This is a genomic window from Ancylobacter sp., from assembly GCF_965229075.1.
Classification (GTDB): domain Bacteria; phylum Pseudomonadota; class Alphaproteobacteria; order Rhizobiales; family Xanthobacteraceae; genus Ancylobacter.
This window is the reverse complement of record NZ_CBDDIO010000002.1, coordinates 1,659,886-1,676,391: the sequence shown is the minus strand read 5'-3', so window position 1 is coordinate 1,676,391 and position 16,506 is coordinate 1,659,886. Positions and strand designations below refer to the sequence as shown.

17 protein-coding genes are annotated in these 16,506 nt (G+C 67.2%); 4 read left to right on the top strand and 13 right to left on the bottom strand.

Features of this window, described 5'->3' with window-relative positions; translation table 11 throughout:
* Positions 1-17: 17 nt before the first annotated feature.
* The 3 genes from ACO07Z_RS13850 to ACO07Z_RS13840 form a co-directional block, all read right to left on the bottom strand.
* The gene (locus ACO07Z_RS13850) at positions 18-953 is read right to left on the bottom strand and encodes a prephenate/arogenate dehydrogenase family protein (RefSeq protein WP_421699239.1); all 936 of its coding nucleotides are present in this window, start codon (positions 951-953) and stop codon (positions 18-20) included.
* Entirely contained in the window at positions 943-2,067 is a 1,125-nt protein-coding gene (gene hisC / locus ACO07Z_RS13845) for a histidinol-phosphate transaminase (RefSeq protein ID WP_421699238.1), read from the bottom strand. Before hisC ends, ACO07Z_RS13850 begins: the two co-directional genes overlap by 11 nt.
* A gap of 71 nt (positions 2,068-2,138) precedes the next feature.
* The gene (locus tag ACO07Z_RS13840; protein ID WP_421699237.1) at positions 2,139-3,071 is read right to left on the bottom strand and encodes a chorismate mutase; all 933 of its coding nucleotides are present in this window, start codon (positions 3,069-3,071) and stop codon (positions 2,139-2,141) included.
* Between the two features lie 133 nt (positions 3,072-3,204).
* Between ACO07Z_RS13840 and metX the strand changes: the two genes are divergently transcribed.
* Both metX and metW read left to right on the top strand, forming a co-directional pair.
* The gene (gene metX / locus ACO07Z_RS13835; RefSeq protein WP_421699236.1) at positions 3,205-4,392 is read left to right on the top strand and encodes a homoserine O-acetyltransferase MetX; all 1,188 of its coding nucleotides are present in this window, start codon (positions 3,205-3,207) and stop codon (positions 4,390-4,392) included.
* Entirely contained in the window at positions 4,392-5,045 is a 654-nt protein-coding gene (gene metW, locus ACO07Z_RS13830) for a methionine biosynthesis protein MetW (RefSeq protein WP_421699235.1), read from the top strand. Before metX ends, metW begins: the two co-directional genes overlap by 1 nt.
* A gap of 9 nt (positions 5,046-5,054) precedes the next feature.
* On the opposite strand, the gene ACO07Z_RS13825 is transcribed toward metW, so the two are convergent.
* Positions 5,055-5,921, bottom strand: coding sequence for a DUF6236 family protein (locus ACO07Z_RS13825; RefSeq protein WP_421699234.1), 867 nt, complete (start codon positions 5,919-5,921; stop codon positions 5,055-5,057).
* Between the two features lie 60 nt (positions 5,922-5,981).
* Positions 5,982-6,710 carry a class I SAM-dependent methyltransferase gene (locus tag ACO07Z_RS13820; protein WP_421699233.1) on the bottom strand — a complete coding sequence of 243 codons (729 nt, stop codon included), beginning with the start codon at positions 6,708-6,710 and terminating at the stop codon, positions 5,982-5,984.
* A 292-nt stretch (positions 6,711-7,002) separates the two neighbouring features.
* Between ACO07Z_RS13820 and ACO07Z_RS13815 the strand changes: the two genes are divergently transcribed.
* A complete protein-coding gene (locus tag ACO07Z_RS13815) occupies positions 7,003-8,463 on the top strand; it encodes a DEAD/DEAH box helicase (RefSeq protein ID WP_421699232.1) in 1,461 nt (486 codons plus the stop codon).
* A gap of 153 nt (positions 8,464-8,616) precedes the next feature.
* Positions 8,617-8,898: a translation initiation factor IF-1 gene (gene infA, locus ACO07Z_RS13810; protein ID WP_013168254.1), complete on the top strand. Its 282-nt coding sequence runs from the start codon at positions 8,617-8,619 to the stop codon at positions 8,896-8,898.
* Between the two features lie 62 nt (positions 8,899-8,960).
* Here infA and tenA read toward each other — a convergent pair whose 3' ends face one another.
* The 8 genes from tenA to ccmA form a co-directional block, all read right to left on the bottom strand.
* The gene (gene tenA / locus ACO07Z_RS13805; RefSeq protein WP_421699231.1) at positions 8,961-9,650 is read right to left on the bottom strand and encodes a thiaminase II; all 690 of its coding nucleotides are present in this window, start codon (positions 9,648-9,650) and stop codon (positions 8,961-8,963) included.
* Positions 9,651-9,742: 92 nt separating this feature from the next.
* Complete coding sequence (locus ACO07Z_RS13800; protein WP_421699230.1) at positions 9,743-10,159, bottom strand: F0F1 ATP synthase subunit epsilon; 417 nt, start codon at positions 10,157-10,159, stop codon at positions 9,743-9,745.
* A 68-nt stretch (positions 10,160-10,227) separates the two neighbouring features.
* On the bottom strand, positions 10,228-11,661 hold the full coding sequence (gene atpD / locus ACO07Z_RS13795) for a F0F1 ATP synthase subunit beta (RefSeq protein WP_421699229.1): 1,434 nt from the start codon (positions 11,659-11,661) through the stop codon (positions 10,228-10,230).
* Between the two features lie 25 nt (positions 11,662-11,686).
* Positions 11,687-12,568 (bottom strand): F0F1 ATP synthase subunit gamma, encoded by an 882-nt coding sequence (locus ACO07Z_RS13790; protein ID WP_421699228.1) that lies wholly within the window; start codon positions 12,566-12,568, stop codon positions 11,687-11,689.
* A gap of 24 nt (positions 12,569-12,592) precedes the next feature.
* Positions 12,593-14,125: a F0F1 ATP synthase subunit alpha gene (gene atpA, locus ACO07Z_RS13785; protein ID WP_244450186.1), complete on the bottom strand. Its 1,533-nt coding sequence runs from the start codon at positions 14,123-14,125 to the stop codon at positions 12,593-12,595.
* On the bottom strand, positions 14,125-14,679 hold the full coding sequence (locus ACO07Z_RS13780; RefSeq protein ID WP_244450185.1) for a F0F1 ATP synthase subunit delta: 555 nt from the start codon (positions 14,677-14,679) through the stop codon (positions 14,125-14,127). Before ACO07Z_RS13780 ends, atpA begins: the two co-directional genes overlap by 1 nt.
* 375 nt (positions 14,680-15,054) lie before the next feature.
* Positions 15,055-15,726 (bottom strand): heme exporter protein CcmB, encoded by a 672-nt coding sequence (gene ccmB, locus ACO07Z_RS13775; RefSeq protein WP_421699227.1) that lies wholly within the window; start codon positions 15,724-15,726, stop codon positions 15,055-15,057.
* The gene (gene ccmA / locus ACO07Z_RS13770) at positions 15,723-16,361 is read right to left on the bottom strand and encodes a heme ABC exporter ATP-binding protein CcmA (RefSeq protein ID WP_421699226.1); all 639 of its coding nucleotides are present in this window, start codon (positions 16,359-16,361) and stop codon (positions 15,723-15,725) included. Before ccmA ends, ccmB begins: the two co-directional genes overlap by 4 nt.
* Between the last annotated feature and the right edge of the window lie 145 nt (positions 16,362-16,506).

Here is a 16,506-nt window from a genome sequence, read left to right as displayed (position 1 = left end):
TAGGCGGCCCTCGCGCCTCAGTCGTGCGAGCGGCCGAAATCCGGCGCGGCGGTTTCCTGGCCGATCTCGATGATCGAGCGGCGGATGGCACGGGTGCGGGTGAACAGCTCGAACAGCTTGTCGCCCTCCGCCCAGCGTATCGCCCGCTGCAGCGCGATCAGATCCTCGGTGAAGCGGCCGAGCACCTCGATCACCGCCTCGCGGTTGTTGAGGAACACGTCGCGCCACATGGTCGGGTCGGAGGCGGCGATGCGGGTGAAGTCGCGGAAGCCGCCGGCCGAGTATTTGATCACCTCGGACTGCGTCACCGCCTCAAGGTCCGCCGCCGTGCCGACGATGTTGTAGGCGATGAGATGCGGCACATGCGAGGTGATGGCCAGCACCAGGTCATGGTGCTCCGGCGTCATCGTCTCGACATTGGCGCCCATGGCCGTCCACAGGTCGGACAGCGCCGCCACTGCGGCGGGGTTGGTGCCCTCGGGCGGGGTGAGGATCGACCAGCGATTCTTGAACAGCGTGGCGAAGCCCGCATCCGGACCGGAATATTCCGTACCGGCCACGGGATGGCCGGGCACGATGTGGACACTGGCCGGCAGATGCGCGCGCAGTGCGCTCACCACCGCCCCCTTCACCGAGCCGACATCGGAGATGATGGCGCCCGGCTTCAGATGCGGGGCGATCGCCTCCGCCACCGCGCCCATGGCGCCGACCGGCACGCACAGGATGATGATGTCGGACCCCGCCACCGCCTGCGACGGCGTGGCGGCGACGAGATCGGCGATGCCCATATCGAGAACGCGATCACGTACCGCCTCCGCTCCATCATAGGCCACCAGTGTACCGGCGAGCCCGCGCGCCTTGACCGCGCGCAGGATGGACGAACCGATCAGCCCGATGCCGATGACGGTGAGCCGGCCGACGAGCGGATGCGCCAGCGGCGGGTCAAGCACCATGGCCCGCCTCCCCGCCCATGAACGCCTTCAGCGTCTCCACCAGAAGCCGATTGGCCTCCTCGGTGCCGATGGTCACGCGCAGCGCGTCCGGCAGGCCGTAGGAATCCACCCGCCGCAGGATCAGCCCACGCTGGCTGAGGAAGGCGTCCGCCTCCTTCGCCGTGCGTCCGGGGGTCTGCGGGAAATGCACCAGCAGAAAGTTGGTGACGCTCGGCGTCACGATCAGCCCGAGCGTGGTGAGTTCCTGCGCCAGCCAAGGCAGCCAGGTCTCATTATGCGCCACCGCGGTCTCGACATGGGCCGTGTCCTCGATGGCCGCGACGGCGGCGGCGAGACCGGGGGCGGAGACGTTGAACGCCCCGCGAATGCGGTTGATCGCGTCCGCCACCTCGGCCGGTCCGTACAGCCAGCCGACCCGCAGCGCCGCAAGCCCATAAATCTTGGAGAAGGTACGCAGCATGACGACGTTCGAGCAGGTCGCCACCAGCTCGATGCCCGCCTCATAGTCGTTGCGGCGGACATATTCGGCATAGGCGGCATCCAGCGCCAGCAGCACATGCGGCGGCAGGCCGCGCTGCAGCCGCCTCACCTCGTCGAAGGGTAGATAGGTGCCGGTCGGGTTGTTCGGGTTGGCGAGAAAGACCACGCGGGTCTTCTCGGTCACGGCCGCCAGCAGCGCGTCGACATCGCTGCGATAGTCCTTTTCCGGCGCCACGACCGGCGTCGCCCCCGCGGCCAGCGCGGCGATGCGGTAGACGAGGAAGCCGTGCTGGGAATACAGCACCTCGTCGCCCGGCCCGGCAAAGGCGGCGGCGGTCAGCATCAACAGCTCGTCCGAGCCGGTGCCGCAAACGATGCGCGTGGGATCGAGCCCATATTGCGCGGCGATGGCCTCGCGCAGCTTGGTCGACGAGCCGTCGGGATAAAGCTCCAGCGCGTTGGCTGACTGGAAGGCGGCAATGGCCTTCGGGCTCGGCCCGAGCGGGTTTTCATTGGCCGAGAGCTTATGCACCTTCACCCCCGGGCCGCCCTGCGACTTGCCCGGCACATAGGCCTCGATCGCCAGAACGCCGGCGCGCGGGACGGGACGGTTGGGGTGGGGGGCGGTCGACATGACGGGGCTCCGAGGGAGGCGGTCGAGGGAAGAAGAAGGTCGCGACGAGAAGAGGAGGAAAGGCGCCGGGGTCAGGCCTTCGGCGCGGGAGTGCCGGGCGCGTGCAGCGCCGGCGCATGGGTATAGCGGCTGGCATGGCTGCCGACGAGCGCCGCCGCGCGCACAGACGCACCGCTCTCGCGCAGCGCCGCCAGCACCGTGTCGAGGCTGACCGCCCCGCCGACCGGAATGGAGGCGAGCAGCGCCGCGCCGTCGAGCCCGCGATCGGGCACGGCGATCACATCCGCCAGCGGCGCCAGCGCCCGCGCCGCCTGGGCGTTCCAGCCGGAGACGTGCAGGCTCCACGCCTCCACCTCCGTCACCGCGCCATCCGTCACCGGATGAGCGATGCAGAATACCGGCAGGCCGGCAGGATGGTCGGCGCGCTCGACAAAGGGAAGGCGGGCGATGATCTTCGGCGTGTGGGGGCCTTCCAGCGCCGTCCACCACGCGCCGGCGGAGGGCGAGGCGAAGGCCGGCACCAGACCGAGATCGCCGCGCGAGCGCGCCACGGCCGCCACCACGCCGGAGGCGCCCATATGGCCGATGAACGGAACGGTAAAGCCGAAATGGAAGCGCGAAGCGTCGCGCATCGCCGCCTCGCCAGAGGCGAGATCGGCATGCACCGCGTAAGGCGCCTGCACATAGGTAAAGGTGGAAATGATGACCCGCCAGATGCCCTCGACCGTGTCGAGCGGCAGAATCCCGCGGTGGCGGTCCACCAGTCGGCGCATCATGGAGGCCTCGCGCGCCGGGCGGAAGGCCGAACCGCTTTCCGTTCCCTGAGCGCGCTTCACCGCCACCAGCCGGTCGATGATCTGGCTGCGCTCGATCAAAAGCGCGTGCATCTGCGCGTCGATGCGGTCGATCTCCGCGCGCAGGCTGCCGAGGTCCGGCGCGGAGGCGGCGGAAGCCGGAGAAGCCGCCCTTTGCGGCGCGTCCTGTGTGTGGGCCTTCATGTCCATGGCGGCTTGTCGTAAACCTCACGCGGGCGCCGCGCAAAGCAAAATCTGACGCAGCGCTCTATTGACAAGTGCCGGCTGTGGGATCATCGCATCGTCCGGTATAACGAACTCTTCGTCCGGTATGACGGTTCCCATGTCTGACACCACGGCCCTGCGCGATCTTCCGGCCTATGAAGCCGCCCGCGGCGAAGCGGACCATCCGCATTCCGCTGTGGTGCGCTTCGGCGCCGACAAGCCGCTTGCCCTCGATGCCGGCGGCGTCCTGACGCCGTTCCAGATCGCCTACCAGACCTATGGCACGCTGAACGCGGCGCGCTCCAACGCCATCCTGCTGTGCCACGCGCTGTCCGGCGACCAGCACGCAGCCAATGTCCACCCCGTCACCGGCAAGCCCGGCTGGTGGGAGACGCTGGTCGGGCCGGGCAAGCCGATCGACACCGAGCGTTTCTTCGTCATCGCCTCGAATGTGCTCGGCGGCTGTCTCGGCACCACCGGCCCCTCCTCCACCAATCCTGCCACCGGCCAGCCCTACGGGCTTGACCTCCCCGTGGTGACGATCCGCGACATGGTGCGGGCGCAGACCATGCTCATCGATCATCTCGGCATCGAGAAGCTTCTCGCCGTGGTGGGCGGTTCCATGGGCGGCATGCAGGTGCTGCAATGGGCGGCGAGCTATCCTGAGCGCGTTTTCGCCGCCATGCCCATCGCCACCGCCGCGCGCCACTCCGCGCAGAACATCGCCTTCCACGAGGTCGGCCGCCAGGCTGTCATGGCCGATCCGGAATGGCGCGGCGGACGCTATCTCACCGAGGGCACCAGCCCGCGCCGGGGCCTCGCGGTCGCGCGCATGGCCGCGCACATCACCTATATGTCGGATTCCTCTCTGCACCGGAAATTCGGCCGGCGACTGCAGGACCGCGACGGGCACACCTTCTCGTTCGACGCCGACTTCCAGGTGGAGAGCTATCTGCGCTACCAGGGCGAGGCCTTCGTCGACCGCTTCGACGCCAATTCCTATCTCTATGTCACCCGCGCCATGGATTATTTCGACCTCGCCGGGGAGTATGGTGGCGTGCTGGCCAATGCCTTCCGGGGCACGACGACCCGCTTCTGCCTCGTCTCCTTCACCTCGGACTGGCTGTTCACCACGGCGGATTCGCGGGCCATCGTCCACGCGCTCAATGCGGCGGGCGCCCAGGTCTCTTTCGCCGAGATCGAGAGCGACAAGGGCCACGATTCCTTCCTGCTCGACGAGCCGGAATTCTTCGCCATCACGCGCGGCTTCATCGATTCCGCCGCGCGCGCCGTGGGAGTGTCCTGATGGCCGCGCGCGACCGCACCATGAGCGAAGCCGCGCGGGCGGCCTCCGGCAAGCGCGTCGACCTGCTGCTCATCGCCGACATGGTGCGCCCGGGTTCGCGCGTGCTCGATGTCGGCTCGGGTGACGGCGAGTTGCTGGAACTGCTCGCCACAACGCGCGGCTGCGACGCGCGCGGCATCGAACTCTCGCGCGAGGGGGTGAATGCCGGCGTGGCGCGCGGGCTTCCCATCATCCAGGGCGACGCCGATGTCGACCTCGCCGACTACCCCGACAATTCCTTCGACTATGTCATCCTCTCGCAGACCATCCAGGCGACGCGCCGCCCGAAATGGGTGCTGGAGCAGATGCTGCGCGTCGGGACCCACGCCATCGTCTCCTTCCCCAATTTCGGCTTCTGGCGGATGCGGTTCGACCTGTTGCTGAACGGGCGGATGCCGAGCACGGAAAATCTGCCCTACAGCTGGTACGACACGCCCAACATCCATTTCTGCACCATCCGCGATTTTGTCGCGCTGGTGGAAGAAGTGGGCGCCCGCATCGACCGCGCCGCCGCGCTCAACGGCTATGGCCACCCCGTGCGCTTCAACCTGCCCTGGGCGGTGTGGAACCTGCTCGGCGAACAGGCGGTGTTTCTTCTGTCGCGGAAGGGGTGAGCGGGGCGCTCAAAAAACCTCTTCATGATAAGAGGTGACATATTGGAAAGGGGTTGAAGACGCCCGATGCCGCTTGAGGGCGACGCCAACGTCCAGACTGATGCCTAGTGCAGCACCGGCCACCAGCGAGGGCACCATAGGCAGCCCAGTGGAATAAGCTGCAATTGCGCCGGCCCCAATCGGCAGTAAATTCAAACTGGCGCTTAAATCCGCTAGGCGGAGACGAAAGCCAGTCTCTTTTGAAGTTTTGATATGATCTTGGATGGCTCGCTGCAGCGCTTCGACCTCCGTATTCCAAGCCAGTTCACCATCTCCTGCGCTTATAACACGCTGATAAACGGACTCCAGATGGGTTCGGAGTGCGAGCAACTCGTCGCTGCGACGCAGTCGGAATTCCAGAATATCTGCAAGAGGAACATCTTTGTCAGGAACCGGGATCGCGCCATACAATCGAACAAGCGCGCCCCTACCCTGCTGAAGCGCATGATCTCCGAATGAAATAGAGCGTTCTCCGGTGGCTAGACTCCATCGACCTGGCTTTTCTTGATCAAGCCGACGAAAGGCTTCGACATGAAGATTCCTATATATCTCTGCCATGTCGCCACTCCCTGAAAAGAGCAATTTTGATCTCTGTAGCACCCCCGCTTCTTCCAGAAATTGAGCGTCATTATCCAATCCGATATGAATAATGTTCTGCTCAGGAAAATCCAGTCGATCCCAGAAAAGGAGATTTGAGCGAAGTTCCTGCGGATCGAGAGCGCCCGATTTCATCAGAAGTCGATTGCCGGAAGATTCGATAGGGGGTGACACAACCAGTCCACGCCATGACTTCCCGTACCTAGGATCGATTGCCTTGCGCCGCTTTGCCTCGCCCATCCGACACTCCTAGAACTGATTTTGCACACGATACCATTCAGGCTCGAAGCCCGTACCCCTTCACCCCCCCATCGGCTGCGGCGCCATCACCGGCTCGAACACGGCGAGGCGGGCGCGGCGCTTGGTGGGGACGGGCTTGTAGACCTGCTTCGTCGCCTCGACGACGTGTACCCCGGCAAAGGGTAGCGCCAGCGTGGCGCCGACGCGCTCCCAGGCCACGGCCGAACGCAGGAACCAGTTGCGCGGCACCGGCGGCATGTAGAGCGCCTCGTCCCAGCCCACGGGCGTGAACAGCGCGCCGCGCAACAGATCCGTGATCTGGGTGCGCGAGAACGGCCGCCCATGGCCGAACGGGTTGTTCTCGGTGCGCGCCCACACGCCGCGCCGGCTCGGCACCACGCAGATCAACCGCCCGCCCGGCGCCAGCACCCGCCACACCTCGCGCAGAACCTCGCCGGCATCGGGCGTCATCTCCAGAAGATGCACCGCAATGACCCGGTCGATCATGCCCGCGCGCAGCGGCAGCTCGGTCTCGTCCACCAGCGCGGCGAGGGTCGGGGCCGCGGAGGGCCAGCGCGTCACTCCCTGCGCGCCCGGCATGAACGCGAGGGCCCGCTCGCATTCCTCGCGAAACATGCCGAGATAGGGCGTGGCGTAGCCCATGCCGAGAACGGAAAGGCCACGCATGTTGCCGGCGCGGGCACGAATGGCCCGGCCGACAAGGCGGCGCGTCACCACGCCGATGGGCTGGGCATAGAAGCTGCGAAGGCCGACCACGTCAGGATACATGCCGAAGCTTATAGCCTGAGCGATGACGCCTTGAAATCACCACCCTTTTGCGCCACATAGGCGAGGCATGCGGTCGCTTCGTCCGCATCGGGGCCGCGTCGCTCGATGTCCGCTTCGGCTGGGAGCCGGATCCGGTCAGGTTTTCCTGGCCGCTTTTCCGCCTCCACTTCTGAGCCGCGGCAGTCTTCGGCCCCTCATCATCGGAAATCGCCGACGTCCCAGGCCACGCGGGGTGTCTCAACACCCCGTGATTCGCGGTTCGCGCTGCTCATGCGCGCGGACGCAATCGCCCATGAAAGAACGCTACTTGACCACTTTCAACGAACTCGGCCTTGCCGAGCCGATCCTGAAGGCCCTCGCGGAAGCCAGCCACACCACCCCCACCCCGATCCAGATTCAGGCCGTGCCGCAGGTTCTCGCGGGCCGTGATCTCATCGGCATCGCTCAGACCGGCACCGGCAAGACCGCCGCCTTCGCGCTGCCGATCCTGCAGCACCTCGTCACCCACCGCTTCCGTCCCGAGCGCCGCTCCGCCCGCGCGCTGGTGCTCAGCCCGACCCGCGAACTCTCCGGCCAGATCCTTGAGAGCTTCCGCCTCTATGGCAAGCATGTGCGCCCCTCCACCGCGCTCGCCATTGGCGGCGTGCCGATCGGCCGTCAGGCCCGCGCGCTCGCCAATGGCGTCGACGTGCTGGTGGCGACCCCCGGCCGCCTCGTCGACCTGCTGGAGAACAACGCGGTTCGGCTCGACATGGTCGAGGTGCTCGTCCTCGACGAGGCTGACCAGATGCTGGACATGGGCTTCATCCATGCCATCCGCGCCATCTGCGCCCGGCTGCCGGCCAAGCGCCGCAACCTGTTCTTCTCCGCCACCATGCCGCGCGAGATCGAGAAGCTGGCGGATTCGCTGCTGACCGATCCGGTGCGCGTCGCGGTGACCCCGGTCGCCAAGACCGCCGACCGCATTGAGCAGAAGGTGTTCTTCACCGACCGCGCCGGCAAGCCGAACCTGCTGGTCGAAGTGCTGTCCGAGCCCGATCTCGATCGCGCGCTGGTGTTCTCGCGCACGAAGCATGGTGCCGACCGTGTGGTGAAGGGCCTCGCCGGGGCCGGCATTGCCGCTGAGGCGATCCATGGCAACAAGTCGCAGCCGCAGCGCGAGCGGGCACTCGCCGCCTTCCGCCAGGGTGTCGTCAAGGTGCTGGTCGCCACCGACATCGCCGCGCGCGGCATCGACGTGCCGGGCGTCAGCCATGTGATCAATTACGACCTGCCCAACGTGCCGGAAAGCTATGTCCACCGCATCGGCCGCACCGCGCGCGCCGGCCGCGAGGGCATCGCCATTTCGCTGTGCGATGGTGAGGAGCGTGCCTTCCTGCGCGACATCGAGCGGCTGATCAAGATCACCATCCCCTCGGTCGACCGCCGTGGCGAGAGCCGCCGCGAAGGCGCTCCGCGCCTTGAAGGCTTCCGCTCCGATGGTCCGCGCCCGGCGCGCGAGGAACGCGGGCCGCGTGGCCCGCGCAGCGACGCGCCGCGCGGCGCCCGCCCGTTCAACCGTGGTCCCCGTCCCGAGGGCGAGGCCCGCAAGGACGGTCCGCGCCATGACCGGCCGCACCATGACGGCCCGCGCCACGAAGGCCGCACCGACGGCCCGCGCCACGAAGGCCGCACCGACGGCGTGCGCCGCGAGGGTCCGCCGCGCGAGGGGCGCCGCCCGCCGCGCCGCAAGGCCTACAACGCCGCGCCCTGATCGCCAAGGTGCGAACACCCCGCGCACCGAAAGGAGCGCGGGGTCCTCTGGTGTTTGCTGCCGCGCAGCATTATCAGGACAAGACAAATGCCGGCCGGCAGGGTATTGGCCTAGCGGCAAGGCCGGCAGCAGCCTGTACGAGGAGAGCCATTAATGGCGAAAGAGGAACTGCTCGAGTTCGACGGCACCGTGACGGAAGTTCTGCCCGACGGCAATTTCCGCGTCGTGCTCGACAATGAACACGAGATACTCGCCTATGCGGCGGGCAAGATGAAGAAGAACCGCATCCGCACCATCGTCGGCGATCGTGTCGTCGTCGAGATGTCGCCTTATGACCTCGAACGCGGACGCATCAATTTCCGTCACAAGACCGGTGGACCGACCCCGCCGATCGGCAGCGGCCAGCGCCGTCCGCCTCCGGGCCGTCGCCGCTGAGGCGCCGGGCGTTTCGCCCGGCCGCCCCGCCTGCCCTCGCCTCGCGCCCTTCGCCCCGCCGGTCAGACCGGCCAGTCGGCGAGGCGCCAGGCCGAATCCCAGAACATCCATTCAAGTTCCGTGGCCCGCTTATAGGCTGCGTGCATGCGCGCGAGCACGGCCGGCGACGCGCCATGGGCTGCACGATCGGTGGTGGCGATCACCGCCCGCACCGCCTCGTGGAACTCCTCCCCGGCATAGGTGTCGATCCAGGCATCATAGGGGTTCGGCCGGACCGCGCGGCCAAGAATGTCGCGACCGACTTCGGCATAGATCCAGAAGCAGGGCAGCAGCGCCGCCAGTGCGACCGGATAGGGCTCGGCATAGGCGGTGGCGATCAGGAAGCTGGAATAGTGGTGGCACACCGGCGACATCGGCGTGCGCGCGAATTCGTCGGCTTCAATGCCGAATTTTTCAAAGAAATCGGTGTGCAGCGACCGCTCCACCACCACGGCGACCTTCGCGGCTTCCGCGAACTGCACCAATTCGTCCGGATCCTCCGCCTTCGCCGCCGCGATGGCCAGCGCCCGGCCAAAGGCGATGAGATAATGCGCGTCCTGCAGCATGTAGTGGCGGAAACGCTCCGCCGACAGCGTGCCGTCCGCCAGCGCCGCGTTGAACGGCATGGTACGGATCGCCTCATAGGTCGGCAGGTTGCGGCCCCAGGCATGCGCGCTGAAGGAATGGGCGCTGAGGGTCGAGCCGTCGCTCATGGCGTTTCCTCCTGACATGAAAAGGGCCGCTGGTGACAGCGGCCCGGATCATACTGGTCCGATTTCCCGGCGGCAAAACCAGGCCGGATGGTTCAGTGCGACGTGCGGGCGTCCGCCTCGATCGCCGCCGCCGCAGACTTCAGCTGTTCAAGAAACTGCTGGCGGCTGGCCCGGATGGTCTCGTCGCGGGCGTCCTCGACATCTTCCTGCGCGTCGCGGATCATCTGCGCGAGGTTTTCCGCCTTCAGCTCAGCGAGCGGGATGGCGGTCTCGGCGAGCACGGTGAGGCCGGCCGGGTTGGCTTCGGCGAAGCCGCCGCGCACGAACAGCTTTTTCGCCGGGCCATCGCCCTTGATCGTCAGCACGCCAGGCTTCAGCGTCGACACGAAGGGCGCATGGCCGGCAAGGATGCCGAACTCGCCCTCGGCGCCGGGGACGATCACCTCGGTCACCGCGCCAGAATAGACGAGGCGCTCGGGCGAGACGAGTTCAAACGGGAAGGTGGCCATGGATCCTCCAGGGGATGCGTCAGCGTCAATGATCGACGCCCCGTGCCGTCACGGCCGGGGCGCTGGGATCACGCGGCCTCGGCAGCCATCTTCTTGCCCTTCTCGATCGCCTCTTCGATGGTGCCGACCATGTAGAAGGCCTGCTCCGGGAGGTGATCATACTTGCCTTCCACCAGGCCCTTGAAGCCCTTGATGGTGTCGGCGAGGTCGACGAGCTTGCCGGGCGAGCCGGTGAAGACTTCGGCGACGTGGAAGGGCTGCGACAGGAAGCGCTCGATCTTGCGGGCGCGGGCGACGGTGAGCTTGTCCTCTTCCGAGAGCTCGTCCATGCCCAGGATCGCGATGATGTCCTGCAGCGACTTGTAGCGCTGCAGCGTCTGCTGCACCTGACGCGCCACATTGTAGTGCTCCTCGCCGATGATCAGCGGCGAGAGAATGCGCGAGGTGGAGTCGAGCGGATCCACCGCCGGGTAGATGCCCTTTTCCGCGATCGAGCGCGACAGAACCGTGGTCGCGTCGAGATGGGCGAAGGAGGCGGCCGGCGCCGGGTCGGTCAGATCGTCGGCGGGCACATAAATGGCCTGCACCGAGGTGATCGAACCCTTGGTGGTGGTGGTGATGCGCTCCTGCAGCGCGCCCATGTCGGTGGCCAGCGTCGGCTGATAGCCCACCGCCGACGGGATGCGGCCGAGCAGCGCCGACACTTCCGAACCCGCCTGGGTGAAGCGGAAGATGTTGTCGACGAAGAACAGCACGTCCTGGCCCTGGTCGCGGAAATGCTCGGCGACGGTGAGGCCGGTGAGCGCGACGCGGGCGCGGGCGCCCGGGGGCTCGTTCATCTGGCCGTACACCAGCGCGCACTTCGAGCCGGCCGAGGAGCCGTTATGCTCGTGCGGGTCCACGTTCACCTTGGACTCGATCATCTCGTGGTAGAGGTCGTTGCCCTCGCGGGTACGCTCGCCCACGCCGGCGAACACGGAGTAACCACCGTGCGCCTTGGCGATGTTGTTGATGAGCTCCATGATGAGCACGGTCTTGCCGACGCCGGCGCCGCCGAACAGGCCGACCTTGCCGCCCTTGGAGTAGGGCGCCAACAGGTCGACGACCTTGATGCCGGTGACGAGGATCTCGGCCTCGGTCGACTGGTCGGCATAGGAGGGCGCCGGCTGGTGGATGCCGCGCTTGCTCTCGCCGACGATCGGACCGAGTTCATCGACCGCCTCGCCGATGACGTTCATGATGCGGCCGAGGCACGCCTCACCGACCGGCACGGAAATCGGGCCGCCGGTGTCCTTCACCTCGGTGCCGCGGACCAGACCTTCGGTCGAGTCCATGGCGATGGTGCGCACGGTGTTCTCGCCGAGATGCTGGGCGACCTCAAGCACGAGGCGGTTGCCCTGATTGGTCGTCTCCAGCGCGTTCAGGATCTCCGGGAGATGATCCTCGAACTGCACGTCCACGACGGCGCCGATGACCTGCGTGATGCGTCCGACATTAGCCATGTTCGTCGTCCTTCCGGGTCCTGCCTCACAGCGCCTCGGCGCCGGAGATGATCTCGATAAGTTCCTTCGTGATCATCGCCTGACGGGTGCGGTTGTAGGTCAAAGTCTGCTTCTTGATCATGTCACCCGCGTTGCGGGTGGCGTTGTCCATCGCGCTCATGCGGGCGCCCTGTTCGGACGCGCCGTTTTCGAGCAGTGCCTTGAAGACCTGGACCGCGAGGTTGCGGGGCAGCAGGTCGGCGAGGATTTCAGCCTCGCCCGGCTCGTATTCATAGACCGCCTCGCTGCCCTTGGGCGCTTCGGCGGGGGCGGCGAAGGTCGCCGGGATGAGCTGCTGCGCGGTCGGGACCTGCGAGATCACCGACTGGAAGCGGCTGAAGAACTGCGTCGCCACGTCAAACTCGCCGGCAGCGAACATGGCGCCGATCTTCTCGGCGATCTTCTGCGCGTCGGCGAAGGTGGCGCCCTTGTTGGCGCGCAGCTCGACGACCTCGACGATCTGCTTCTCGAACTGGCGGCGCAGCGCGTCATGGCCCTTGCGGCCGACACAGAAGATCTTGACCGTCTTGCCCTGCGCCATCAGCGACAGAGCGCGCTCGCGGGCGAGACGGACGATCGAGGAGTTGAAGGCGCCGCACAGGCCGCGCTCGGCGGTCAGCACGATGAGCAGATGCGTCTCGTCCTTGCCGGTGCCGGTCAGCAGCAGCGGCGCGTCCGGCCCGCCGGAAATCGCGCCGGCGATGTTGCCGAGCACGCTCTCCATGCGCTGGGCATAGGGACGCGCGGCCTCGGCCGCCTGCTGGGCGCGCCGCAGCTTGGCGGCGGCGACCATCTGCATCGCCTTGGTGATCTTCTGCGTCGCCTTCACCGAAGCGATGCGATTGCGCAGATCCTTAAGGCTGGCCATCTACCCGATGCTCCGCTCTGCCGATCAGGCGAAAGTCTTCGAGAAAGCGTCGAGCGCCTTCACGAGCTTGTCGGCGGTGTCCTTCGAAAGTTCCTTCGAGGTGCGGATGGTGTCGAGAATGTCGGCATGCTTGGAGCGGAGGAACAGCAGGAGGCCCTGCTCGAACTCGCGCACCTTCGACACCGGCAGGGCGTCGAGATAGCCGTTGGTGCCGGCATAGATCACCACGACCTGCTCCTCGACCTTGAGCGGCGCGAACTGCGACTGCTTCAGGAGCTCGGTGAGGCGGGCGCCGCGGTTGAGCAGCTTCTGGGTCGACGCGTCGAGGTCCGAGCCGAACTGGGCGAAGGCCGCCAGCTCGCGATACTGGGCGAGCTCGCCCTTGATCTTGCCGGCGACCTGCTTCATCGCCTTGATCTGCGCCGACGAGCCGACGCGCGACACCGAGAGGCCGACGTTCACCGCCGGGCGGATGCCCTGGAAGAACAGGTCGGACTCGAGGAAGATCTGGCCGTCGGTGATCGAGATCACGTTGGTCGGGATGTAGGCCGACACGTCGTTGGCCTGGGTCTCGATGACCGGGAGGGCGGTCAGCGAGCCGGCGCCGTTCTCGTCATTGAGCTTGGCGGCGCGCTCGAGCAGGCGCGAGTGGAGATAGAACACGTCGCCGGGATAGGCTTCGCGGCCCGGCGGGCGGCGCAGCAGCAGCGACATCTGGCGGTACGCCACGGCCTGCTTGGACAGGTCATCATGGATGATGAGGGCGTGCATGCTGTTGTCGCGGAAGAACTCGCCCATGGCGGTGCCGGCGAACGGCGCCAGGAACTGCATCGGCGCGGCGTCGGACGCGGTGGCGGCGACGACGATGGAGTATTCCAGCGCGCCCTGCTCTTCCAGCACCTTCACGAACTGGGCGACGGTGGAGCGCTTCTGGCCGACCGCGACATAGACGCAGTACAGCTTCTGGCTCTCCGGCGCATCGCCGGCGTTCAGCGGCTTCTGGTTCAGGATCGCGTCGAGCGCCACGGCGGTCTTGCCGGTCTGGCGGTCGCCGATGATCAGCTCGCGCTGGCCACGGCCGATCGGGATCAGCGCGTCGATGGCCTTGAGGCCGGTCTGCATCGGCTCGTGCACGGACTTGCGCGGAATGATGCCGGGGGCCTTCACGTCGACGCGGCGACGCTCGGTGTATTCGATCGGGCCCTTGCCGTCGATCGGGTTGCCGAGGGCGTCGACGACGCGGCCGAGCAGGCCCTTGCCGACCGGAACGTCGACGATGGCGCCGGTGCGCTTGACCGTCTGGCCTTCCATGATCTCACGGTCGGAACCGAAGATGACGACGCCGACATTGTCGATTTCGAGGTTCAGCGCCATGCCGCGCGTGCCGTTCTCGAACTCGACCATCTCGCCCGCCTGGACGTTGTCGAGACCGTAGATACGGGCGATGCCGTCACCGACGGAGAGGACCTGACCGACCTCGGAGACTTCGGCTTCCTGGCCGAAATTCTTGATCTGCTCCTTGAGGATCGCGGAAATTTCAGCGGCGCGGATATCCATCAGCGAACCTCTTTCATCGCAGTGCGGATCGAATTGAGCTTGGTCTTGAGGGAAGCGTCGACGAGCTTCGAGCCGACCTTGACCTTCAGGCCGCCCAGGAGCGAGGGATCCACCTCGATGGCGAGCTTGACGTCCTTGCCGGTCAGCGTGTCGAGCGACTGCTTCAGCGTAGCGGCGTGGGCTTCCGACAGCGGCTGCGCCACGGTGACTTCCGCCGTCACCTCGCCCTTATAGGCGGCGACGAGCAGGCCGAAGTCGCGAATGATGGTCTCGACCGTGAACAGGCGACGGTTGGCCGCCACGGTCTTGAAGAAGTTGGCGGCGAGGCCGGTGATGCCCGCCTTGGCGAGCAGGGCGGCGACCGCCTTCTCCTGCTCTTCGGAGGCGAAGACCGGGCTACGCACGAGGCGCTTCAGGTCGGCGCTCTCGGCGATCATCGCGCTGAAACGGTCCAGGTCCGCCTTCACCGCATCGACGGCATGGGCGTCGCGGGCCAGCTCAAAGAGCGCCGTCGCGTAGCGTCCTGCCACTCCGGATACGTAGGTCTCGGCCACGTTGCCTCTCTCGGGGCTCGTCCGGAGCGCGCGCCGCCCGGGAGGGGACGCTTCTTCCGGACTGGAAGGATGTGAACTCAAGGCGGCGTAGGGGTTTCCCTTACCCGACAGCGAAGTCGGCGGTTCCCTAACACGGCTCTCCGCATGCTGCAACACGAGCGCGTGAGGGAAAAACCGGGGCACCTGACGCAGCGGCCGGAGATTCCCCGCCGGCGCACCATCTCATGATGCCACAAGGCTTTGCGGGCCCTGCGGCGCATTGTTGCACCGCGCCGCCCGGTCCTTGGCACGCCGGCTTTTCCACCCCTGCGCGAGGATGTCGCGGTCTCTGGCATACCAGAGCCCGCTGCCGAGCCGCCAGCAGGCGACGCGGGATCAGTCGCGCGCCACCCGCAGCGCCGCCGCCGCCGCCACCGGCCCGAGCACCAGCGCCGCCAGCGACAGGCCAAGCAGTATGCGGAACGGCGTGCCGAACGGCACGGTGCCGCCCAGCGCCGTGGCGGTCGCGGCAACGGCGAAGATCAGCACGGGAATGGTCAGCGGCATCACCAGCACCGCCACCAGCAGCCCGCCGCGCCGGAACACGGCGGCGAAGGCGGCTCCGATCAGGCCGAGAAAGGTGATCGCGGGCGTGCCGACCAGCAGGGTGAGCGTCAGCGCCCCGATCGAGGCGGGGGCGAGGTTGAGCAGCAGCGCCAGCACCGGCGCTGCCACCACCAGCGGCAGGCCGGTGGCGATCCAGTGCGCCAGCCCCTTGGCCGCCGCCACCAGTTCCAGCGGCAGCGGGGCCATGGCGAGCACATCGAGCGCACCATCTTCCGCATCCGCCGCGAACAGGCGGTCGAGCCCGATCAGCGAGGCGAGCAGCGCACCGATCCACAGAATCGCCGGGCCGATGCGGGCGAGAAGCGCAAGATCCGGCCCGATGGCGAAGGGCGTCACCACGACGACGGCCAGGAAGAATACGACGCCGAGCCCCGCCCCGCCGCCAGCACGGAAGGCAAGCCGCAGGTCACGGGCGAGCAGCGCCAGGAACGCCCGGCTCACAGCCCTTCCTCCTGAATGAGAGCCCGCGCCGGCCGCCAGGCCCCGAGATCGAGCGCGTCGCTAGGTCCGAAATCGAGCGGCGCATGGGTGGCGGCGACGATCAGCCCGCCCGCCGCCACATGCGCCCGCGCCAGCTCACCGAAGCGCGCCTGCGCGGACACGTCCAGCGCCGTCGTCGGCTCGTCGAGCAGCCAGAGCGGGCGCTGCGCCACGAGCAGACGTGCCAGCGCCAGGCGTCGCTTCTGCCCGGCCGAGAGCACCGCCACCGGCAGAAGCTCCAGACCGCCGAGCCCGACCGCCTCCAGCGCCTCGCCGACGGAAAGCGCGGGACGGCCGAGCATGGCGCGCCAGAAGGCGAGATTCTCCTGCGCGGAAAGCGAGGGCTTATGCGCGTCGAGATGGCCGAGATAATGCGTCTCCTCGGCGAAATCCTCCGGCTCCGGGGCGCCATCGAGGCGCAGCGTGCCCGCCTCCGGCCGCGCCAGCCCGGCGAGAAGGCGCAGAAGCGAGGATTTGCCGGTCCCGTTCGGCCCGGTGACGATGAGCGCCCGTCCCGCCTCAAGGGTGAAGCCGAGCCCCTGAAACAGCAGGCGCACGCCGCGTCGGCAGGCGAGATCGGCGACCACCAGCCGCATCAGAGGTCCCGCGCCCGGAAGCTGCCGACGCGCCGCACAAATTTCCAATGCATCGCGTCATGCCCTCTAGGATCGAAGTTTGAAATGGCTCTATATAGAAAACTGAACGATGCGCCCGGCGCCCTGCCAAAGCCCGCGCGAGCTG